Genomic DNA, 21,291 nt, shown 5'->3' on the forward strand with positions numbered 1-21,291 from the left:
GCATGTCGTCCACACCGCTCTTCCGCTTCGGTGTCGTCGCAGATCCGCAATATGCCGATCTGGAGCCCAACCTGACCCTCAATCGCTATCCCGCGAACAGCCTTGTCAAACTTCGCGAGGCGATAGAAGAATTCAATCGGCACGAACTCGCCTTTGTCGTGACCCTCGGCGACATCATCGACCGCGAATGGAAGAGCTTCGAGGCCATTCTGCCTGTCTATGAGACCTTGCGCCACCCAAAGCATTTCCTGCTCGGCAATCACGATTTCGCTGTAGCGCCCGAGCATCTGCAAGCCGTTCACCAGCGCGTCGGCATGCCGTCGGCCTATTACGATTTCGGCCATGCGGGCTATCGCTTCATCGCGCTCGACGGCAACGAGATCAGTGTCTTTGCGCCGCCGGAGGGCGATCCGCGCCGGGATGAGGCGAAGGCGCTGATGAAGGCGCTGGAGACTTCGGGGGCGTCGAACGGCCAACGCTGGAATGCCGCCATCGGCAGTACCCAATATGCCTGGCTAGCGGCCAAACTGCGGGCAGCGAAGACGGCGGGCGAGAAAGTCATCGTCATGAACCACTACCCGATTTTCCCGGACGATTCGCATAACGCGCTCGACAGCGACCGTATGCTGGCGCTGCTTGCAGAACACGATCATGTCGTCGCCTATCTCAACGGCCACAATCACGCCGGCAATTTCGGCGTCGTCGGCGGTACTTACTTCGTCAATTTCAAAGGCATGGTCGATACCGAAGACAGCAACGCCTATGCGATCGTCTCGGTCTATGAGGACCGGCTTGATGTTGTCGGGTTCGGTCGGGAGACAAGCAGAAGGTTGGCGTTGAGCTGACGCTCACTCCGCCGCCATCCGCATCTCTGCCACATCCCGCTTCGGCGGTGTGCCGAACATGCGGGTATATTCGCGGCTGAATTGCGAGGCGCTTTCGTAGCCGACCCGGTAGGCGGCGCTCTCCACATTGGCGTGGCCGGCGACCATCAGCCGTCGGGCTTCGAGCAGCCGCATCTGTTTCTGATACTGCAGCGGCGTCATCGAGGTCAGCGTCTTGAAATGCTGATGGAACGAGGAGGGGCTCATGCGCGCGGCGGCGGCAAGTTGCTCGATGCGCACCGGCTCGGCGAAATTGTCGCGCAGCAGGCGGATGGCGTCGGCAATGCGGCGGGTCTGGCCGTCGGGCAGCACCAGCTTGCAGACCTCGCCGCCGTTGGGTCCGGTGAGCAGCCAGAAGCAGATTTCTCGCATAATCGCCGGATAGAGCACCGGAATGGCCTTTGGGGTCGCGAGCAGCCTGGTCAATCGCGCCAGGCAATCGGCAAGCGGCTGGCTGAGATCCTCGACGAAGATGCCGAGACGGGCACTGCCGGCCGGCTTCGGCGGCGTGTCGAGCTGCTCCATCACCTCGCGCATCATGCCGACATCGAATTCGAGGGAGATGGCGATATAGGGCTTCTCCGGGCTTGCCTCGATCACCCGGCCGGATGCGGGCAGCTCGATGCTGATGATCAGCGCCTGCATCTCGGCATAGTCGATCACCCTGTCATGCAACATCAATTGCTTGGCACCCTGGACGATCACACAGAGCGCCGGCCTGTAGATCATCGCATGCGGCATCTTCAGCTCCGTCGAGCGCATGATGTGCAGGCCATCGATGCCGGTCGGAAATATCCCGTTGTCGCCGTCGGGGCTGGCTTCGATGAATTGTGTGAGTGCGTCTTTGAGAGCGGATGACATCGATGGTCTCCAGGGCAGGGTGCCGATGTCGTCATCATAGCAGTGTGACATCGGTCGACAAGGTAGTTGGAGGAATAGGCAAGAAATTCGAGAGTTCCGGCATTCAAGGAAATGGCTCGACGGGCGTAGACTTCCGTCATCAAGCATTCTCTGGAGTATGGCAAATGACGACTGAAAATATCGATAAATCAAAGGCAAAGATCGCAATCATCACAGGCGGCAGCCGTGGTCTCGGCCGAAACACGGCCATTCATCTCGCCCGCCGTGGCGTCGATGTCATCCTGACCTACAACTCAAAGAAGGCGGAAGCCGACAGCGCCGTGGCCGAGATCGAGGCACTTGGACAGAAGGCCGTGGCGCTGCGGCTCGATGCTGGAAGCGTCGCCACGTTCGATGATTTCATCGCGGCCATCGGCCATGCGCTGCGCCAGACCTGGGGGCGGGACCGTTTCGATTTTCTCGTCAACAATGCCGGCACGTCCTATCACGCATCCTTTGCGGAAACGACGGAAGCCGAGTTCGACAAGCTCTACAACGTTCATTTCAAGGGCGTCTATTTTCTGACCCAGAAGCTGCTGCCGCTCATTCAGGATGGCGGCCGCATCGTCAACATTTCCTCCGGCCTTGCCCGCTTCAGCAACCCGGGCTCGTCGGCCTATGCAGCGATGAAGGGCGCGGTTGAAGTTCTCACGCGATATCTCGCCAAGGAGCTTGGTTCTCGTGGCATCGCCGTCAATACGGTGGCGCCGGGTGCGATCCAAACAGATTTCAGCGGCGGCATCGTTCGCGACAATCCCGAAGTCAACAAGATGGTTGCGTCGATGACGGCACTCGGCCGGGCCGGCCTGCCCGACGACATCGGCCCGATGATCGCCTCGCTGCTGTCGGAGGACAATCGTTGGGTCAATGGCCAGCGCATAGAGGTCTCCGGCGGCATGGTGGTTTGAATTAGATATACGGACTTGCTGTCCTTTTTGGCGTCGTATTTAGGACCAATCTTCGATGAGACGAGTTTTCGGGGCCACGCCATTCGGGCATGGTCCTGAGCCTCCGCAGTCGCTCAGGGCGCGGCAGCTTGTGCATTCACCTGCCAGCCATTCACCCACATCTGCCGCAACGCGTCTCCTTCGCCCTTGAACGATCGTCCGGTCGCCTCGCAGCTCTCGATTCTATCGCTGCGGAAGTTGCGGATCGCCTGGCGCAGCTCGCACCATGCGACGATGTTGGCGGTTTCGGCATAATAGATCAGCGCAATCGGGCGGATGATGCGCTCGGTCGCGCGGCCCAGTTCGTCGCGATAGGCGAGATCCAGCTTCTCCTCGTCACGAATGGCGCGGCGTACCAGCGCCAGATCGGTGGCCGAGGCCGATGGCGCGGCAAAACCCCAGGCATGCAGCGCGTTGGCGTCGATGGTCTGGCGCAGGGGCGGCGGCACGGCGCCGGCAATCTTGGCGCTCACCCGCTTGGCCGCCTGCTTCAACTCATCGTCGCCGGTGCGTTCCAGCAGCGCCAGCGACAAGACGATCGCCTCCATTTCCTCGATCGAAAACATCAGCGGCGGCAGGTCGAAGCCGGGACGCAGGATATAGCCGATGCCGCGCTCGCCCTCGATCGGCACCCGCATCGCCTGCAGCGCGGCGATATCGCGATAGACCGAGCGAACGGTCACCTCCAGCCGCTCCGCAATATCGGCGGCCGTCACCGTCCTTTTGGCCAGCCGCAGGATCTGAATGATCTCGAACAGGCGCGATGCCTTGCGCATTTCATCCTCTCAACCTGAAGACTACTGACAACACCCCGTCAGTTGGTCCGATCTATAAGGCTGTCTATCGAATTGAAAATCAACAATTTCCTCTGCTGGATTCGTGCAGGGGAGGATAGGCAACTGACATGGGTTACGCGGAAAATCTCTGGCTCTTCTTTCTTCTTCTCGTCGGTATCATCATCGTACCGGGCATGGATATGCTGTTCGTCCTTGCCAATTCATTGAACGGCGGCAGCAATCGCGGATTGGCCGCCACCGGCGGCATCATGCTCGGCGGCGTGGTGCATTCGCTGAACGGCGCTCTCGGTATCGGTCTGCTGATGCATTTCGTGCCCATTCTTTTCAACCCACTGCTCATTGCCGGTGGCGCCTATATGGCTTTCATCGGGGTCACGCTCATGCGCAGTTCCATCACCGTCGGGCAGGAAGGGCCGGCCGGCAGTCGCTCCGCCTGGAAGGCTTTCCGCCAGGGAGCGGTGACCTGCCTGATCAATCCGAAGGCCTATCTCTTCATCTTTGCCGTGTATCCGCAGTTTCTGAAACCGGATTACGGGCCGATGTGGATACAGGCCGTCATCATGGGAGCCATGACCATAGTAACGCAATTTGCCATCTATGGCGGGCTTGCCGTCACCGCCGGGCGTAGCCGTAATCTGCTGGTCGCCAATCCCCGCGCGACTGCCTTTGCCGGCCGCGCCGCCGGGTTGCTGCTTGTCGCGGTCTCGGCGTTCACCGTCTGGGAAGGGCTCAGGATGGCCTGACTTGGGGATGGCGCAGCCCGTGTGTCGGGAACATGACACTGATTTTGCTAGGTTCTCACCACTTTGTGACTTCATTGCCGGAGCGGAAACCGGCAAACATGTCACCCGTGACCATGCGCCGGCCGCGCACGCGGTCTTTGTGGCTAGTGAGAGGTAGGAGAACAAAATGAAGTGGAAAGCGATTGTGGCGGCAACGGCTTTGGCCGGCATCGCCCTGGGTTCGGTCGTCGCAGCCGACGGCACGCATGATTCCCGCATCGGGATGATGAAGAAGATCGGCGGTGCGACGGGCGCTCTCGGAGCGATTGCCAAGGGCGACAAGCCCTATGATGCCGACATCGTCAAGGCCTCGCTGTCGACGATCGCCGAAACCGCGAAGGCGTTTCCGGATCAGTTCAATCCGCAGAGCGATAAGACCGATGCCGAGGTCAATCCGAAGATCTGGGACAATCTCGATGACTTCAAGGCGAAGGCCGCAAAGCTCTCCACCGATGCAGAGACCGCGCTCGCCCAGCTCCCGGCTGACCAGGCCGGCGTCGGCGGAACGCTGAAGACCTTGGGCGGCAGCTGCGGCGCCTGTCATCAGGCCTACCGCATCAAGAAAGACTAAGCGGTAGGTCGGCCTCGTCTGAAAATTGGTTTCGGCATCCGCATCGGCCTCGCCGCCGATGCGGATGCCTTATGGTTTTAAAGCCGAGATAAAGGGGTAGATGTGATGGCGCGGTTTGTCCGGTGGCTGCTTTGCCTTGTCGGCGTGATCGTTCTTGGCTGTGGCGCGTTCTATGTCGTGACCGCGCCGTCGCCCTTGCCGGCGAGCCATTGGGCCAACCTCGGCGATCCCGATGTCAAGAACGGCGAGATGGTGTTCTGGGCCGGTGGCTGCACGAGCTGTCATGCCGCGTCCGGTGCTCAAGGGGACGCGAAGCTGGTGCTGTCAGGCGGCCTGGCGCTCACCAGTCCTTTCGGCACCTTCCATGTGCCGAACATCTCGCCGGATGAAAAGGCCGGGCTCGGCAGCTGGACGCTGGCCGATTTCGGCAATGCCATGAAGCGGGGTGTCGGCAAAAACGGCGAGCATCTCTACCCGTCCTTCCCGTACGGCTCCTATACCCGCATGAGCGACAAGGACATCAACGATCTCTGGGCCTTCCTGAAGACGCTGCCGAAGAGCAGCAATGTTGCCCCGCCGCATGAACTGCCGTTTCCCTTCAACATCCGGCTGGCGCTCGGCGCCTGGAAATTCCTCTATCTCAACGACCAGCCGCGCGTCGTGCTTGCCAATGCGGACGAGAAGGTCAAACGCGGCCAGTATCTGGTGGAGGGCCCGGGCCATTGCGGCGAGTGTCACACCCCGCGCGATGCTCTCGGCGGCTTCTTGAGCGGCCAATGGCTGGCCGGAGCCCCCAATCCGGAAGGCAAGGGGCAGATTCCCGACATAACACCGGGTTCCAAGAAGATCGGCAGCTGGAGCGCCGGCGATATCGCCAACTATCTCGAAACCGGCTTCACGCCCGAGTATGATTCCGCCGGCGGCTCCATGGCCGAAGTGCAGCAGAATATCGCGCATCTGCCGGCCGCCGATCGCGAGGCAATCGCTGCCTATTTGAAGGCATTGCCGTCGCGGTGAGGCGAAGGGTTTGTTAGACCGCATCTGAGCGCCGGGCGAGATAAAGATGCGTTTCGTATCGCAGCTCGAATGCGCCGCCATTGGCATTGATGGCATCGGCAATGGCGGAAAGAAGCGCTTCCAGTTCCTTCCGCGGTAAAAGCCGATAGCCGGAAAGCGTACGCAGCAGGGCGGTATAGCTTTGCGCGGTATGCTTCCGGCTCCAGCGATAGCAATGCTGTGCCGGCGCTTCGAAATATTCGGATTGGCGCAGCAATTCCGCGAATGGACCGTCCGGCAGATACCATGCCTCTGCCGGAGGCCCGGAGAGTTGAGGTGCATGGCGGGCATGGATATCGGCGAATTTTTCCGCGAATGGTGGCTCGGGCGGCATTGGAACATTGCCGAAAACTGCCAGGGTTCCATCCGGTGCAAGCTGGGCAGCGGTCTTGGCGAAGCGCAACTCAGGCGAAACCCAATGGAAGGATTGTGCCGCAGCGATCAGCTTGAACGCTCCCACTTCGCCCGGCCAAGCCTCGAAGGTGGTCTGCACAAAGCGAACCTTGGCAAATTCCTTAAGACCTTTCCTTGCAACCGCGATCAATTCCTCGCCCGGATCGAGCGCGAGAATGGAAAGGCCTCGGCGTGCAAATCCTTGCGTCGCCTGTCCCGTGCCGCAGCCGATTTCAAGGAGCTTGTCCGTGTCGCTGATGCCGGCGAAGGCGATCACGTCGTCGAAAAGCTCTTCGGGATAGAGGGGGCGGGCATTGTTGTAGAGCTTGGCGACACCATCGAATGTGAACCGCTGTTCCAAGGCACACTCCCTCTAGTTGCAAATCGAAGCCGGTGGCCATTTTTCTAGCGCATTTGCGATAAAGCTTATAGCGGCAATAGCGCGGGATTCGGCAACGGGAGAGAGCAGTCGTGGACGCAAGGGTGGCGCATCAAGTTCCCTATTTCAGCCAATGGGAAACGCCTGACATGACGCTGGCTGTCGTGGCCGAGGGCGCGCAGGTGGCTTTGCTGAGGGACCCGCTCTGGGCGTCTTCCGGCGCAAGCAGCGTCGAAGATTATGCCCGCTGGGCCGGCAATCTCTGCGGTATGGCCTGCCTGAAGATGGTGCTTGCCGCACGCACCGGCAAAACAGTTCCACTCATGGATCTGGCGATGGGATGCAAGGAGCATGGCGGCTATGTCGAGGAGCCGGACGGCAGGATCAAGGGACTGATCTATGCGCCCTTCGTTCCCTTCGTCAGGGAGCGCTTCGATCTGAATGCCAGGGTCGTCACCGGGATTTCCACCGCTGACATTGCCGATATCCTCGGGCAATCGGAGTTCTTCATCGCGTCAGTGCATCACTCGATCCGCTGGTCCGAGACCGAGCCGCCGGCAAAGGGCGGCCATCTGGTGCTGGTGACGGCCATCGATGGAAGCAGGATCCGCTTCCACAATCCGTCCGGTCACGTCGATGCGACGCGTGAGAACGCGGAGATGTCACTGGAGGTATTCGAGAAGTTTTTTGCGGGCCGCGGGATCGCCATCGATCACTAAAGCTTGGAGCAGTCGACGGCAATCCCTGTAAAGGCCGGCATCAGGCCAAAGCCTGCAGATAGCGCATGCCGGTGACCGGACGCGGCTTGAAATCCATGTTTTCATAGAAGCGGTGCGCCTGAACATTGCCTGTCGCGGCTCCCACAGAAAGGAAGCTGCAGCCGGATTTGCGGGCCACTTCGCGGGCGCGGTCGACGAGATGCTGCCCGATGCCGTGGCCGCGATGGCCGTCACGCACGAAGAGATGATGCAGGTCCATGCCCCGCTGTCCTTCCTGCGCCTTGTAGAGCGGCACGAGGATGGCGTAGCCGATCAGCCCGTTCTCGCCTTCGGCCACCAGCGCCGTGATCCAGGGCATCGGGCCGAAAAGATCGCGCTCGAGCTGCTCGGGTGTCGCGCCGGAAGGGTCGCCGTGATGGGCGGCCAGCAGCCGGATCATGTCGTTCAGCTCCGGCAGGTCGCGCGGGTGCGCATTGCGGATGGTCAGAACAGGCGGGCGGAGTAGTGAGATGTCGCTATCGTCTAGCATGGCATTTGCGTCCTTGTTTTTTCAATGAGCCGTCAGGACGCTGCCGATACAACAAAGCCGCCTGACGGCGGCTTGTTGACAAAATGATCTGTCTTGGCCGCCCCTTACAGGTACAGCCAAAAATACGAGCGATTATGGAGCGCGTGCTTGATCATGGGCGCATAGATGATCCGGTTCAGCGTATTTGTCAATGGGGCGCCTCAATGCTCCGCTTCGCATAGTCCGTGGTCCGACAGTGCCCGGATCACATAGCAGTCTTCGATGCTGTGGCCGTCGCAATGCGACACGATACGCTCGAGCTCGTGCTCCAGCCTCTTCAGCTGCGCGATCTTGGTGCGCACATCGTCCAGATGTTCGCGAGCGATGCGGTCAGCCCCAACGCAGGGGCGGTCCGGATGCTGGCTGAGCGAGATCAGCTCCTTGATCGCGTCGATTGTCAAGCCAAGATCCCGGCCGTGGCGTATGAAGGCCAGGCGCTCCAGATCGGTCTTGGAGTAACGCCGCTGGTTGCCCTCGCTGCGGTCGGGTTCCGATACCAATCCCATCTGCTCGTAGTAGCGGATGGTCGGCACCTTGACGCCGGTACGCTTGGACAAGTCGCCGATCGATAACATGGCATGATCTCCGATACCTCTAGTCTCTAGAGCAATATATATGCGAGCGTTCAGGGGATTTGCAAGGGACAAGGCTTCCGTTGCGGCATCAATAATAGTATACCCCCCTATATTAAACATTGAGATTCGGATGTCCCATACCATTCGCCAGCAAGCCAAGCTCCTGTCTCGCGTCCGCCGTCTCAAGGGCCAGATGGAAGCGGTGGAACGCGCGCTCGAGGCCGAGCGGCCGTGCGGAGAGCTGCTGCAGCTCCTAGCCTCCATCCGCGGCGCCCTGACGGGACTGACCGGCGAAATTCTGGAAGATCATCTGCATGAGCATGTGCTCAATGCCGAGGACGAGCAAGCCCGCCGTCAGGCGGTCGATGAAATGTCCGATGTGCTCAAGACCTATCTGCGCTGATCAGGGCTTCGGGACGTTCAAGGAGAATGATGTCATGAGTGTTTCCTCGGATGCTGGCCACAGCCACGTCTTTCTCGGCTCGGATCATCAGCGCAATGAGCGTCGCATCTGGCTCGTCATCGCGCTGACGGCTGTTATGATGGTGGTCGAGATCGGTGCCGGCTCGGTCTACGGTTCCATGGCGCTGATGGCCGATGGCTGGCATATGTCGACGCATGCCAGCGCCATGCTGATTTCGGCGCTTGCCTATCTCTACGCCCGCCGGCATGTGCATAATGCCCGGTTTACCTTCGGCACGGGCAAGCTCGGCGATCTCGCCGGGTTCGCCAGCGCCATCGTACTTGCAGTGATCGCGCTGCTGATGGGTTGGGAGAGCCTGCTGCGGCTCTTTAATCCGGTGGCCATCAATTTCCGCGAGGCGATCGCCATCGCGGCGGTCGGCCTCGTCGTCAATATCGTCAGCGCATGGCTCTTGCGCGAGGATCCCGATCATCATCACCATGGCCACTCCCATGACCATCATCACGACCACGGTCACGCCCATGGCGGCAAGGACAACAATCTGCGTTCGGCCTATGTCCATGTGATTGCCGATGCGATGACATCCGTTTTTGCCATCATTGCCCTGTCGCTCGGCAGCCGGTTCGGCTGGACCTTCCTCGATCCGCTGATGGGTATCGTCGGCGGCCTGGTGATCCTGCAATGGTCGTGGAGCCTGCTGCGCGCATCCGGCGCCATTCTGCTCGATTTCATTCCGCCCGGCGAAGACTTGCCGGACGAGATTCGCGAAGCGATCGAAACGGGCGAGGATCGCATCACCGATCTTCACGTCTGGCAGGTTGGGCCTGGACATCATGCGGCGATCGTCGCGGTGGCAACGCCCGTGTCGCGCGATCCGGCCTTCTACAAGGCTCGGCTTGCCGATATTCATGAGCTTTCCCACGTTACCGTTGAAGTGACTGTCGACAAGGCAGCATAGAATCCGGTAGCAATCGGGCCGGTCGGAGGCTTGCCATATTCCTCGCATAGCCCAAAATCTGCCGATTCCGCTGGAGGCTTTCGCATGCCCATATTGCTTACCCGCCGCCGCCTCGTGGCTGGCTCGGCGCTGTTCCTGCCCGCACTGACATTCGGTGCGAATGCACTCTTCGCGCAGGATGCCGGCACCTCGCCACAGGCGCCCGCCGCCCAAGGCGATTCCGCGACGCCCGACAGCGGGCAGGGCATGGACAGCGATAATGGCGCGCAGGGCAATTCGCAGCTGACTGACGACGTCGACAAGCAGCTGGCGGATCTGGAAAAGAAGACCGGCGGCCGGCTCGGCGTCTCTGTGCTGGATACGGAAACCAACATTTCCCTCGGCTATCGCGAGGAAGAGCGGTTCCCCCTGTGCAGCACCTACAAGGCGCTCGCCGTCGGCTTCGTGCTGACTCGGGTCGATCAGGGTGTCGAAAAGCTCGACCGTCGCGTCACCTACGGCAAGGACGTCGTGGTGACTTATTCGCCGGAAACCGAAAAGCATGCCGGCACCGATGGCATGACCATCGCCGAACTCTGCGGCGCCGCGATCACCTTGAGCGACAACACCGCCGGCAATCTACTGCTCCAGAGCTTCGGCGGTCCTGCGGCGTTGACATCCTGGCTGCGTAGCACCGGTGACACGGAAACCCGACTTGACCGCAACGAGCCTGACGTCAACCAGGCGATCAAGGACGATCCGCGCGATACGACGACACCGGATGCGATGCTGGATTCCATCGGGCTCCTGACACTCGGCAATACGCTATCCGAAACATCGCGCGATCAACTGATCAACTGGTTGGTCGGCAACACCACCGGCGATAATCGCCTGCGCGCCGGCTTGCCGAAGGAGTGGAAGGTCGGCGACAAGACCGGCACCGGCAACAACGGCTCCTTTTCCGATATCGCCGTCGTCTGGCCGCCGGATCGTGGCCCGATCCTGGTGACGACTTTCGTCGCCGAGGGGACCGCGCCTGCGAAGGATATCGAGGCCGTCTTCGCCGACGTCGGCAAGATCGTCACCGGAATGGTGGGGCAATAGCAGGAAATATCGCAGACAAAACAATATGATACGATCGTGACGTGAATCAGGATCCCATCGTCTTCATGTGGTTTCGCAACATGTTCAGGCGATGGATAATGCGGCGGAGGCGCTGTCCGTTTCCTTGTCTGCGTCATTCTCGTCGGTGCCGAGCTTCTGCTTGATCTCGGCTGCGATCTGGTCGTTGATGGCCTTCTGCTCAGCGGAAGGCAGGGCCTTCAAGGAATCTTCCGTCAGATTGTTCTCTTCCAGATATTGCGCCCGGATCTTTTCCGCCGGCGACATGTTCGCCCATTTGGTAAATTCGTCCAGAATGTCCTGGCTGGGCTGCTCGCTCAATGAGGTAGAGCTGCTGTTACTTGTGGTACCGGTGCTGTCTCCACCGGGGCTACCGTCGGTCGCCGAGGACGACGTCGAACCGATCTGGCTGAGCCATAAGCCGGATGAAATGGAGGAGGGGACGCCGCCGGATGCGATGGACGGTGCCTGCGTTTCCTGCTCGCTGCTATCGTCGGGCAAGGTAAAGGGTGAACTGCCGTCGGAGTCAGCATCCTGCTGGCTGCGTATCGGGGTGCTGAAATAATTCTGGGTGCCGTGATGCACTTTCATCGTCATATCTCCCTATGGGTTGACGGACGATGACTCCGCAAGCCTGTCCGGAGCTTAAGCGGCGGGCCTTGTCAGGTGCCGCAGAAGGTCTGCAGCACCCGTTCCGCCGGCAATGGCGGCTCGGCATAAGGCGCAAAGGCAGGCTGGTCCTCATAGGGTTTAGCGAGCACCTTCAGCAGCGCTTCGAACAGGGAGAAATCGTCGTCCTCCACTGCCGCCTGGATCGCCTGCTCGATTCGGTGGTTGCGCGGAATGAAGGCCGGATTGACCTTTCGCATCGCTTGGCCGCGCGCTGCTGCCGTCCGGGGATCGCGGCCAAGGCGCTCGCGCCAGCGTTGAAGCCACGGCGCGATGGATTGCGGATCCTGGAAGGTGGCGGCGAAATCCGTGACATCTTCATCCGCGGCGAGGGTCGCAAGGCGGCGGAAAGCGAGCGTGAAATCCGCGCTCTGCTCTTGCATCGTCGCCAGTAGCGATTGGATCAAGTCGAGATCGCCGTCTTCCTCGTTTGCCAGGCCGATCTTGGCACGCATGCCGGAGAGCCAATAGGCCTGGAAGCGCTCGCCATAGGCTTTGATAACAGTGTTCGCCAGGTCGATCGCCGTATCGACGGATGGGTCGATCAGGGGAATCAGCGTTTCGCCGAGGCGAGCGAGGTTCCACTGACCGATTGCCGGCTGGTTGGCATAGGCATAGCGGCCATTGCGGTCGATCGATGAAAAGACGGTCGCCGGATCATAGGCATCCATGAAGGCGCAAGGGCCGAAATCGATCGTCTCGCCTGATACGGTCATGTTGTCGGTGTTCATCACGCCATGGATGAAGCCGACGTGCAGCCAGCGCGCGATCAGCGCTGCCTGCCGCTCGGCCACGGCCTCCAGCAGCGCGAGATAGGGGTTCGTTCGGTCTCTGATCTCGGGATAGTGCCGGGCAATGACGTGATCTGCCAGTGTCCGCAGGCTGTCCGTATCGCCGCGGGCGGCGAAGAACTGGAAGGTGCCGACACGGATATGGCTTGCCGCAACACGCGTGAAGATCGCGCCGGGCAGCACTTCCTCGCGGTAGACCGGCTCTCCGGTGGTCACCGCCGCAAGCGCCCGAGTCGTCGGAATGCCCAGCGCATGCATGGCTTCGCTGACGACATATTCGCGCAGAACAGGGCCAAGCGCGGCACGGCCATCACCGCGCCGCGAAAACGGCGTCGGACCAGAACCCTTGAGCTGAATGTCGCGACGTCTGCCGTTGCGATCCTTCACTTCGCCAAGAAGGATCGCACGACCGTCGCCAAGCTGCGGCACGAAATTGCCGAACTGGTGGCCGGCATAGGCCATCGCGATCGGCTGCGACCCCGGCAGGAGCTCGTTTCCGGAAAAGATCGCCGCGCCGTTGCGTTCCAGCGCGTCCACGTCTAGCCCGAGTTCCCGTGCCAGTGCCTCATTGAACTTGATCAGCCGCGGCGCGGCAACAGGTGTCGGCGCCTGATCCGCCAGGAATTGCGGCGGCAGGCGCGCATAGCTGTTGTCGAACGGAATGCTAGGTGCCTGATGCGCCTGTGTTTCGGAAAGGGAAGAGCTCATGCCTTTAAAGGTAGGGCTGACGAGGAGGGCGTGCAAGGCGCTTGTTTCTGGTAGGAAGATATCCGTCCCTAGCCCTCTTCCAGCTCTCGGGCCATCTCCGCCAACTTCCTAACCGTATTGAGATTTCTCGAAGTACCTGCCTTGAGCGTAGGCAGCTTTAGCTTCGAGCGCCCCGAGCCGTCGGGATAGTGGACATAGATTTCCTTGCCGGCAACCTGCACTTCTTCCCCGCCCGGCGCGACGAGCTTGTCCAGAGCATCCTTTGGCGCCGCCTCCGGAAGGAAGGTGATGAGCAGATAGTTCGGCTTGGCATGCGGGAAGGGCGAGCCTTCCGCCGCAGCTTCCAAAGCCTGACGGCTGCGCAGGATCACCCCGGGCGATTTGCCCATCTTGCGGGCCAACGCCTCCTCCAAGCGGACCTGCACCTTGGCCTCATCCTCTTCGGAGCGAAAGAGCACATTGCCGCTCTGGATATAGGTCTTCACGTCCGTGAAGCCGATTTCCTCACAGAGCGCCTTCAGCTCCGCCATCGACAATGTGCCGGTGCCGCCGACATTGACGGCACGCAGCAGGGCGACAAAGACGGTCATTCTCTCCTCCCGGCTTCCGCCTACATCCTGTCCGCTACCTTGATGGCGAAGGAATATTCGAAAGCCACTTCCTCCAGGCGCTGGAAGCGTCCGGACGCGCCACCGTGGCCGGCATCCATGTTCGTCTTCAAGAGGATCGGCGCGTCGCCTGTCGTCTTGTCGCGCAGCTTGGCGACCCATTTTGCCGGTTCCCAATAGGTGACGCGGGGGTCGGTGAGGCCGCCGAGCGCGAGGATGGGCGGATAGGGCTTTTCCCCGACATTGTCATAGGGGCTGTAGGCGGCGATCTGCTCGTACTCTTCTTTGCTGTCGATCGGATTGCCCCATTCCGGCCATTCCGGCGGCGTCAAAGGCAGGGTGTCGTCGAGCATGGTGTTGAGCACGTCGACGAAGGGGACGGCGGCGATGATGCCCGCGAATTTCTCCGGTGCCATGTTGGCGACAGCGCCCATCAGCATGCCGCCGGCCGATCCGCCTTCGGCGATGATCTTCGCGTAAGAGGTGAACTTCTGCTCATTCAAATAGTCGGCCGCGGCGATGAAGTCCCTGAACGTATTGGTCTTCTTCTCCATCTTGCCGTCTTCGTACCACGAAAAACCCTTGTCCTTGCCGCCGCGGATATGGGCGATGGCGTAGACGAAGCCGCGATCTGCGAGTGACAGGCAATTGGTGTTGAAACCGGCGGGAATGGCGATGCCATAGGCGCCATAGCCATAGAGCAGGCATGGCGCGGAACCGTCGAGCGGCGTGTCCTTGCGATAAAGCAGGGTTACCGGCACCTGCTCGCCGTCCCAGGCGGGCGCGAAGACGCGGCGGGTGACGTAGTCGGCCGGATTGTGGCCAGAGGGCACCTCCTGCGTCTTCAGCAGGGTGCGCTCGCGCGTCACCATATTGTAGTCGTAGAGCTGGCTCGGCGTCGTCATCGAGGAATAGGAGAAGCGGATGACATCCGTATCGTATTCCGCGGCCCCCTGCAGGCCGAGCGAATAGGCTTCCTCTTCGAAGGCAATCGAATGTTCCTCGCCGCTGTGGCGGTCGCGGATGATGATGCGCGGCAGGCCGTCCTTGCGCTCCAGCCAGATGAGGTGTCGGGCATAGGCCATATGGTTGAGGATCAGCGTGCCCGGCTTGTGGGCCACCACTTCGCGCCAGTTTTCCTTGCCCGGTTTGTCGGCCGGCGTCTCCATGATCTTGAAATCCTTGGCGTCGCCGTCATTGGTCAGGATGTAGAAGACGTCGCCGCCTTCCGTCATCTCATATTCGATCCCCGTCTCGCGCTCCGCCACCAGCTTCGGCTCTGCGGTGAGGTCGGAGGTCGGGATGATGCGGTATTCGCTGGTCTCGTGATCGTGGATATCGATAAAGATGTAATCATCAAGCAGAGAGCCGCCGACGCCCATGAAGAAGCCTGCGTCTTCTTCTTCATAGACGAGCCGGTCCTGCGATTGCGGCGTGCCGACGATGTGATGGAAGATCTTGGAAGGGCGATGGTTCTCGTCCTGCAGCGTGTAGAAGAAGCTCTTGCCGTCGGGCGCCCAGACGCCGCCGCCGCCGGTGTTTTCGAGCACGTCGGCAAGGTCCTCGCCGGTCTCGAGATCGCGGACCTTCAGCGTGAAATATTCAGAGCCCTTGTCGTCATATCCCCAGATGCCGCGGCTATGATCGGTGGAGTGATCGAGGCCTGAAAGGCGAAAATAGGACTTCCCCTCATTCTCCTTGTCGCCGTTCAATAAAAGCTTGCGGTCGCCGCCGTCGCGGGCCTCGCGGAAATAATGCGGCTGCTCGCCGCCGGTGACGAAGAGCGTCCCGTAAGCGTAGGGGCCGTCCTTGACCGGCACCGAGCTGTCGTCCTCCTTGATGCGGCCCTTCATCTCGCCGAAGAGAACCTTCTGCAGCTCCTTCGTGTCGGCCATCGCGGCATTCATGTAGGCGTTTTCGGCCTCCAGATGCGTGCGGATTTCCGGGGCCAGGATCGAAGGATCCTTGAACATTGCCTGCCAGTTGTCGGCGCGCAGCCATGCATAATCGTCGCTGCGGCTGATGCCATGACGCGTATCCGTAATGGTTTTTTTCGGGGCGGCAGGCGGGGTAGGAAGGTTCTTGAAAACTGACACGGGAGCGCTTTCTCTGGTGTGAAAGTCGGATGCGAGGAGAAGAGAGAAATAGAGGGCGGCTGCATGAGGTTCAATAGGCAAGTGCCCCGTCAAGTTTCATGCAAGTCGCCGATATTAGTCTCGATCGAACAGGCGGCTTGCGGGAGAACCGATTGGGGGCTGCCTTGATGAGACCACATTCTTTACCGAAGTCGGCATACAATGCGTCGACATAAGGGCGGTTGAACCGCCTTCCCCGAGGGGAGCGGACGCAATCAAATTCGGAAAAATGCAAGGGACCGGTCATCATGCTGAAACTCTTTGCCATCCTTATCCCTTTGGCTTCTTTCGCTAACTCTGCCTTCGCTGTTGATGTGACCATGAAGAAGGAGTTGGAAAAGCTTGATCCTTCCGAGCGGATGGAGCAGGCATGCGACGCGGAGGCCATGAAGCGGATTGGCACGGAAAAGACGGGTTTCAAGCCCGACAAGGTGATTGCCTATACGTTCGGCGACCCGGCGATGAACCCGGATTCGATGAATGCGCCCGGCGCGGTCTTCCGCAGCAAGGGTGACTGGTATCATCTCTCGTATGTATGCGTCACCGGCCCGCAGCACATTCATGTTCGGGACCTGAGTTATCAGATCGGCGATAAGGTGCCGCGCGACAGCTGGCAGCAGCACTATCTTTACGACTAAGCGCCCAAGGCATTTTCAGGAAAATTGCGCAGCGATGCTGTGAAGCCGCTGGAAGGCTCTATCTCCGCTTTTGCACGTCCACGCGCGTGAGTTCCGACAGGATGTGTTCCTGCACATCCGAAGGCTGCCGGCGGACGGCATCCGTCAGGTCGCGCAGCGTCGCCCTGAGGCTATGAAGCTGATCGACCAGATCCATGACGACATCGACGCCGGGCTGGTTGAGGCCCATGGCATTGCTGAGGTCGAGAATAAGCTGGCCGCGCGCGATGTCCGCCTCGCGGAAATTCCGGCCCTGATCCGTCACTTCCGGCACCAGCCAACCCTCAGAGATCCAGACTTCCAGAACTGTGGTCTCGATTTCGAGGTGCAGTCGAAACTCTCTCTCATCCATCGCCTATCCTCCCATGGTCTTTCTGGGATCTTGCGTCTTGCCGGCCTCCCATTCGGAGGCGAAACGCGTGAGTTCGGGATCCGCCGCATCCGGAAGGACTACCTTCAGGGTGACGTAGGCGTCGCCGTTTTCCTTGCCGCGCACCGGTGCGCCCTTGCCCTTCAGCCGCAGCACCTTGCCGGTATTGGAATTCGGCTGCAGTGTCACGGTGACAGGACCGGAGGGTGTTGGGACCCGGATCTTGCTGCCGAGCACCGCCTCGGTTAGCGAAATCGGCAGTTCCAGCCGGATATCGTCGCCGTCTCGGGTGTAGAAGCGGTGCGGACGGACATGCACCGCAATCAATGCATCTCCAGGCTTGCCGCCATTGATGCCGGGTTCGCCCTTGCCCTTCAGGCGCAGGGTCTGCCCGTCGCGGGTGCCCGGCGGTATCTGAACGTCGAGCGCCGGCCCGTCAGGCAAGCTGATCTGCTTCTTCGCGCCGTTGATGGCATCAAGAAAGTCGGCTTCCATCGAATAGTGACGATCTTGACCCTGCATTTGGGATTGGCCTCGGCTGCGCCGTGAGAAGAAGTTGGAAAATATGTCGTCGGCATCGCCGAAATCGGCGAATCCTCCGGCATTCCGATAGGGACCGCGCTGGCCTTCGTTCGCGGCATAATCGCGGTAGTAGTTGCGCGGTGCCTGCTCGGTGCCGCTGCTGTCGATCTCGCCACGATCGAAACGCGCGCGCTTCTCCTCATCGCCTACAATGCCATAGGCTGCCGAGACCTCCTTGAACTTGTCCTCGGCTTGCTTGTCGCCGGGGTTGAGGTCGGGATGCAGCTTTTTGGCAAGCTTGCGATAGGCGTTTTGAATATCCTTTTGCGGGGCGTCCCGTTTTACGCCCAGAACTTCATAGGGATCGCGACTCATGCATGTCTCTCTTTGGGAGCACGGAAAAATAGGCAGATAGTGATAGAGCGGCCTCATATCAATCGTAGCATAGACGCGGCCAGGTTGAAGCCCGGACCTCGATGCTTTGCAGAGTCACGGCATTTGTGATGCGAAATGGGCATGTTTGCCGTCGGCTTGCCATATTTCCGGCGTGTTGGCGGATGATGGCGAACGCCGAGGCGGAAAACCTATGGCAATCACGTGCCCCTTCCGCCAGATTTCATTTGCTCGATCCGCTCGGTGGCTGCCCGATGAACCGTTTTTTGCTGACGTCCGCATTCCTTGTCGCTGCCGTTCCGGTTGCCTTCGCCGCTCAGCCGACGCAACAGCCTGCCGGCTGGCCTGAGCTTCCACCAAAGGCCCCTGTCTCGAACGTCAAGCTCGTCGAGCCGCATCTGCACGTCAATCGGGCAGGGAAGGGCGCGCCGCGCATCGCGCTGACGTTCGATGCCTGCATGGGCAAGACCGATCCGCGCATTCTCAGCACGCTGGTCGATCAGCATATTCCGGCGACGATCTTCGTCACCGCGCGCTGGCTGCGCACCAATCCGGATTCGCTTGCCGTCTTCCTCGCCCATCCCGACCTTTTCGAGCTGGAAAATCATGGGCAGAACCATATTCCGGCCGTCGATGTTCCGACCAAGGTCTACGGCATAGCCGCTGCCGGATCGCCGCAGGCGGTAGCTCAGGAAGTGAAGGGCGGAGCCGACGCCATGATTGCCGCCGGCATCCAGCAGCCGCGCTGGTTCCGTGGCGCGACCGCGAAATATACACCCGCCGCCATTATGCAGATCCGGGGCATGGGCTATCGCGTTGCCGGATATTCCGTGAACGGCGACAGCGGCTCGCTGCTGCCGGCCAAGATGGTGGAGAAGCAATATGCCTCCGCCAAGGACGGCGATGTCATCATTTCCCACATCAACCAACCGACGCATGCGGCGGGAGAGGGCGTGGCGGCAAGCATCCTGGCGCTGAAGGCCAAGGGCGTGCAGTTCGTCCGCCTGCAGGATATCCCCGAAAAGGGCGACGACGGCACGACGAACTGATGGCGTAAGCCTCGGTTTGTCTCAGCCTGGCAATTGCGGCTGGGTTTTTTCCTCGATGAAGAGTTCATCGACGACGGTCATGACGATCAGCGAAAGCGGCAGCGCCAGCATGGCGCCGATGGCGCCCCACATCCATGTCCAGAAGATGATGGCGAGGAACACGACAAAGGGGTTGAGCTCCCATTGGCGGCCCATGACCGCGGGAAACACCAGGTTCTCCACCGCAAGATGCACAGCAAAGAAGGCCGCAGCCGGCGCTAGAGCAAAGATGATGTCCGATTGCGTGATGATGCCGGCGATCGCGAGCGCAATCGTCATCGTCGTCACGCCGAGGAACGGGATGAAACTCGAGAGGAAGGCAAATACGCCCCAGAGTATCGGCACGCTCATACCGCCGACATAAGCGATAACAGTCATGGCAACGCCGATGCCGGCATAGATCAGCGAGGCCGTGGCGAAATAAAAACCGAGCACCCGCTCCACCGCATTGATGATGCGGATTGCCGTCAGTCTCGACTCCCTGCTGGAAAAGGTCATGATGATCGTTTTACGCAGGGTAACCCGGCCGGAGAGAAACAACAGGAGCGCAGCAAAGAAGATCAGTATTTGAACGATGGCCGGTGTGAGATTGCTGGAGAGAAGATGCAAGACATTGCCGCTGTTTTCCAGCAGCGTGGTGATGGACATGGGACCGCTCTGGAAAGTCTCCGGGGAAATATGCAGCCATTTGAACCGGTTGAGATAAGGCATCAGCCTATCGGAGGTTCGCTGGAAGAAATCGGGAGCCTCCTGAGCCAGCGTTGCCAGCGGCCCGGCGAGCGCGTTGACGACGAGGACGATGGCCAGTGCTACCGCCGACGACAGGAGGATGGCGTTGAGGACACGGGGCACGCCAAGTCTGCTTAGTTTCTCCGCCGCAAGACCAAGGATCATCCCGACCACGACGGCAAGCGTCACCGGAATCAGGATCATCGACATCATATAGACGCCTGCAAGCGCCAGGATGAGGAAGATGCCTATGGTCGCCCATGAGGCGGCGACATGAAGTTTGCCATTTGTTGGATAATCCGCCAGTTCGGCCGCGTCGGCTTCGTTGCCATATCCGCCCGCCCCGGATCCGCTTTCCTGCGCCGCCGTTCCGCTTGCATGCCTGCCGGCGATTTTATCGATCTCCATCCCATCAAATCCCCGAAGGCACGATCGCCTTACCACTAAAACGCGAAAGGGCCGCTCCAGTTCCGGAACGGGCCTTGTCATGCTTGGTCAGCCGGGCAAATTACGCGACCAGGTTCAGCCCGATGCCCCAGGGATCCCGCAGCGAAACGCCGCCGTCGCGCTTCTGGGTCTTGATCTCATGCTGGTCGAGGGCGGCCACGGCCTTATCGAGCGAGGCTTTGTCGTTGAAGCGCAGGGTGTAGTCAGAAAGGCCGGTCATGTGTTCGGAGCGCACTCCCGCGCCGCGGCTGTTCCAGGTGTTGGCGCCGAGATGATGGTGATAGCCGCCGGTCGCAAGGAAGGTGGCGCCGGGATAGCGCGCGGCCATGACCTTCATGCCGAGAACGTCGCGATAGAAGGCGTTCGCCTCTGCCACGTCGCCGACCTGCAGGTGGATGTGGCCGATCGCCGAGCCTTCGGCTATACCGTCCCAGCGGTCCTGCGGAGCGCTTTCATAGAGCTGCTGCAAGTCGAGCCTGAGGGTCGCCATCTCGACGGTGCCGTCGCCATGGAACGTCCACTGCTCGTGTGGCCGATCGGCATAGATCTCGATGCCGTTGCCTTCCGGGTCCGACAGATAGATGGCTTCGCTGACGATGTGGTCGGACGCGCCTTCGAGCACGACGTTATTATGTGCTGCATGACGAAGCCAGCGGGCGAGTTCAATCCGGCTCGGCATGAGGAAGGCGGTGTGAAACAGGCCAGCCGCCGTTTGCGGCGCGCGCACGGCCGCGCGATCCGTTGTGAGGGTCAGGAGAGGTTGGCCGGCGACGCCCAGGACTTCGCCACTTGCCGTCTTCTCGACCACCTTGAGGCCGAGCATGTCCTGATAGAAGCGCGACACCAGCGGCAGGTCGGTGACCACGAGATGCGATTGGCCGACATAGGCAGGACGCGTCAGCGCATAGGAGGGGGCGGTTTCGGTCATGGGTTATTCCAACCTCGATGTTCTGGAAAGGCAACCGGCGTGGACGGCAGGAAACCGTCAGCGGTGGGCGGGAGATTTTTCGCCGGTTGATATGCCTCTTCGATGTCCTCTCGCCCGCTGTACTTGCCATCCTATATGGCGGATTTCGATTGTTCACAGAAGGCCAGAAATT

The 21,291-nt window shown here is 60.5% G+C and carries 24 protein-coding genes; 11 read left to right on the plus strand and 13 right to left on the minus strand.

What is annotated here, in order from left to right:
- Positions 1 to 2 precede the first annotated feature (2 nt).
- Positions 3 to 845, plus strand: a complete 843-nt coding sequence (locus tag FHT28_RS19660) for a metallophosphoesterase (protein ID WP_168597093.1) — start codon at positions 3 to 5, stop codon at positions 843 to 845.
- A 3-nt stretch (positions 846 to 848) separates the two neighbouring features.
- Here the strand turns inward: FHT28_RS19660 and FHT28_RS19665 are convergent, their stop codons facing one another.
- Complete coding sequence (locus FHT28_RS19665) at positions 849 to 1,745, minus strand: AraC family transcriptional regulator (RefSeq protein WP_168597094.1); 897 nt, start codon at positions 1,743 to 1,745, stop codon at positions 849 to 851.
- Positions 1,746 to 1,909: 164 nt separating this feature from the next.
- Between FHT28_RS19665 and FHT28_RS19670 the strand changes: the two genes are divergently transcribed.
- Entirely contained in the window at positions 1,910 to 2,692 is a 783-nt protein-coding gene (locus tag FHT28_RS19670; RefSeq protein ID WP_037193691.1) for an SDR family oxidoreductase, read from the plus strand.
- A 113-nt stretch (positions 2,693 to 2,805) separates the two neighbouring features.
- On the opposite strand, the gene FHT28_RS19675 is transcribed toward FHT28_RS19670, so the two are convergent.
- Entirely contained in the window at positions 2,806 to 3,507 is a 702-nt protein-coding gene (locus tag FHT28_RS19675) for a YafY family protein (protein WP_047559687.1), read from the minus strand.
- A 128-nt stretch (positions 3,508 to 3,635) separates the two neighbouring features.
- On the opposite strand from FHT28_RS19675, the gene FHT28_RS19680 reads away from it, so the two are divergent.
- The 3 genes from FHT28_RS19680 to FHT28_RS19690 all read left to right on the plus strand — a co-directional run bounded on the left by FHT28_RS19680 (position 3,636) and on the right by FHT28_RS19690 (position 5,898).
- Positions 3,636 to 4,271, plus strand: coding sequence for a LysE family translocator (locus FHT28_RS19680; protein ID WP_168597095.1), 636 nt, complete (start codon positions 3,636 to 3,638; stop codon positions 4,269 to 4,271).
- Between the two features lie 166 nt (positions 4,272 to 4,437).
- Positions 4,438 to 4,881: a cytochrome c gene (locus tag FHT28_RS19685; RefSeq protein WP_037193697.1), complete on the plus strand. Its 444-nt coding sequence runs from the start codon at positions 4,438 to 4,440 to the stop codon at positions 4,879 to 4,881.
- Between the two features lie 102 nt (positions 4,882 to 4,983).
- Entirely contained in the window at positions 4,984 to 5,898 is a 915-nt protein-coding gene (locus FHT28_RS19690) for a cytochrome c (protein WP_168597096.1), read from the plus strand.
- Positions 5,899 to 5,911: 13 nt separating this feature from the next.
- Here the strand turns inward: FHT28_RS19690 and FHT28_RS19695 are convergent, their stop codons facing one another.
- Complete coding sequence (locus FHT28_RS19695) at positions 5,912 to 6,691, minus strand: class I SAM-dependent methyltransferase (RefSeq protein ID WP_168597097.1); 780 nt, start codon at positions 6,689 to 6,691, stop codon at positions 5,912 to 5,914.
- Positions 6,692 to 6,801: 110 nt separating this feature from the next.
- Here FHT28_RS19695 and FHT28_RS19700 point away from each other — a divergent pair, with 110 nt between their 5' ends.
- Positions 6,802 to 7,428: a C39 family peptidase gene (locus FHT28_RS19700; protein ID WP_348644999.1), complete on the plus strand. Its 627-nt coding sequence runs from the start codon at positions 6,802 to 6,804 to the stop codon at positions 7,426 to 7,428.
- 40 nt (positions 7,429 to 7,468) lie between these two features.
- On the opposite strand, the gene FHT28_RS19705 is transcribed toward FHT28_RS19700, so the two are convergent.
- Positions 7,469 to 7,957 carry a GNAT family N-acetyltransferase gene (locus FHT28_RS19705; RefSeq protein WP_037193702.1) on the minus strand — a complete coding sequence of 163 codons (489 nt, stop codon included), beginning with the start codon at positions 7,955 to 7,957 and terminating at the stop codon, positions 7,469 to 7,471.
- Positions 7,958 to 8,157: 200 nt separating this feature from the next.
- Positions 8,158 to 8,571: a helix-turn-helix domain-containing protein gene (locus tag FHT28_RS19710; protein ID WP_168597098.1), complete on the minus strand. Its 414-nt coding sequence runs from the start codon at positions 8,569 to 8,571 to the stop codon at positions 8,158 to 8,160.
- 130 nt (positions 8,572 to 8,701) lie between these two features.
- Here FHT28_RS19710 and dmeR point away from each other — a divergent pair, with 130 nt between their 5' ends.
- The 3 genes from dmeR to bla all read left to right on the plus strand — a co-directional run bounded on the left by dmeR (position 8,702) and on the right by bla (position 11,036).
- Complete coding sequence (dmeR, locus tag FHT28_RS19715; RefSeq protein ID WP_168597099.1) at positions 8,702 to 8,974, plus strand: Ni(II)/Co(II)-sensing transcriptional repressor DmeR; 273 nt, start codon at positions 8,702 to 8,704, stop codon at positions 8,972 to 8,974.
- Positions 8,975 to 9,008: 34 nt separating this feature from the next.
- Positions 9,009 to 9,953, plus strand: a complete 945-nt coding sequence (gene dmeF, locus FHT28_RS19720) for a CDF family Co(II)/Ni(II) efflux transporter DmeF (RefSeq protein WP_168597100.1) — start codon at positions 9,009 to 9,011, stop codon at positions 9,951 to 9,953.
- Between the two features lie 84 nt (positions 9,954 to 10,037).
- Entirely contained in the window at positions 10,038 to 11,036 is a 999-nt protein-coding gene (gene bla, locus FHT28_RS19725; RefSeq protein ID WP_168597101.1) for a class A beta-lactamase, read from the plus strand.
- A gap of 84 nt (positions 11,037 to 11,120) precedes the next feature.
- Here bla and FHT28_RS19730 read toward each other — a convergent pair whose 3' ends face one another.
- The 4 genes from FHT28_RS19730 to FHT28_RS19745 all read right to left on the minus strand — a co-directional run bounded on the left by FHT28_RS19730 (position 11,121) and on the right by FHT28_RS19745 (position 15,926).
- Positions 11,121 to 11,645 carry a hypothetical protein gene (locus FHT28_RS19730; RefSeq protein ID WP_168597102.1) on the minus strand — a complete coding sequence of 175 codons (525 nt, stop codon included), beginning with the start codon at positions 11,643 to 11,645 and terminating at the stop codon, positions 11,121 to 11,123.
- A gap of 71 nt (positions 11,646 to 11,716) precedes the next feature.
- Positions 11,717 to 13,222 (minus strand): protein adenylyltransferase SelO, encoded by a 1,506-nt coding sequence (locus FHT28_RS19735; protein ID WP_168597103.1) that lies wholly within the window; start codon positions 13,220 to 13,222, stop codon positions 11,717 to 11,719.
- A gap of 68 nt (positions 13,223 to 13,290) precedes the next feature.
- Positions 13,291 to 13,812 (minus strand): DUF1697 domain-containing protein, encoded by a 522-nt coding sequence (locus FHT28_RS19740; RefSeq protein ID WP_168597104.1) that lies wholly within the window; start codon positions 13,810 to 13,812, stop codon positions 13,291 to 13,293.
- A 20-nt stretch (positions 13,813 to 13,832) separates the two neighbouring features.
- Complete coding sequence (locus FHT28_RS19745; protein WP_047638830.1) at positions 13,833 to 15,926, minus strand: S9 family peptidase; 2,094 nt, start codon at positions 15,924 to 15,926, stop codon at positions 13,833 to 13,835.
- 287 nt (positions 15,927 to 16,213) lie between these two features.
- On the opposite strand from FHT28_RS19745, the gene FHT28_RS19750 reads away from it, so the two are divergent.
- Positions 16,214 to 16,603 carry a DUF930 domain-containing protein gene (locus FHT28_RS19750; protein ID WP_047638829.1) on the plus strand — a complete coding sequence of 130 codons (390 nt, stop codon included), beginning with the start codon at positions 16,214 to 16,216 and terminating at the stop codon, positions 16,601 to 16,603.
- Positions 16,604 to 16,661: 58 nt separating this feature from the next.
- Here FHT28_RS19750 and FHT28_RS19755 read toward each other — a convergent pair whose 3' ends face one another.
- The gene (locus FHT28_RS19755) at positions 16,662 to 16,994 is read right to left on the minus strand and encodes a chaperone modulator CbpM (protein ID WP_037193718.1); all 333 of its coding nucleotides are present in this window, start codon (positions 16,992 to 16,994) and stop codon (positions 16,662 to 16,664) included.
- Between the two features lie 3 nt (positions 16,995 to 16,997).
- A complete protein-coding gene (locus FHT28_RS19760; RefSeq protein ID WP_168597105.1) occupies positions 16,998 to 17,909 on the minus strand; it encodes a DnaJ C-terminal domain-containing protein in 912 nt (303 codons plus the stop codon).
- Between the two features lie 272 nt (positions 17,910 to 18,181).
- Between FHT28_RS19760 and FHT28_RS19765 the strand changes: the two genes are divergently transcribed.
- On the plus strand, positions 18,182 to 18,976 hold the full coding sequence (locus FHT28_RS19765) for a polysaccharide deacetylase family protein (RefSeq protein ID WP_047638906.1): 795 nt from the start codon (positions 18,182 to 18,184) through the stop codon (positions 18,974 to 18,976).
- 21 nt (positions 18,977 to 18,997) lie between these two features.
- Here FHT28_RS19765 and FHT28_RS19770 read toward each other — a convergent pair whose 3' ends face one another.
- Together FHT28_RS19770 and FHT28_RS19775 are read right to left on the minus strand one after the other, a co-directional pair.
- Positions 18,998 to 20,152 carry an AI-2E family transporter gene (locus tag FHT28_RS19770; RefSeq protein ID WP_168597106.1) on the minus strand — a complete coding sequence of 385 codons (1,155 nt, stop codon included), beginning with the start codon at positions 20,150 to 20,152 and terminating at the stop codon, positions 18,998 to 19,000.
- Positions 20,153 to 20,252: 100 nt separating this feature from the next.
- The gene (locus FHT28_RS19775) at positions 20,253 to 21,119 is read right to left on the minus strand and encodes a VOC family protein (RefSeq protein WP_168597107.1); all 867 of its coding nucleotides are present in this window, start codon (positions 21,117 to 21,119) and stop codon (positions 20,253 to 20,255) included.
- Positions 21,120 to 21,291: the final 172 nt, after the last annotated feature.

It is taken from the genome of Rhizobium sp. SG570, from assembly GCF_012275345.1.
Lineage (GTDB): Bacteria > Pseudomonadota > Alphaproteobacteria > Rhizobiales > Rhizobiaceae > Rhizobium > Rhizobium lusitanum.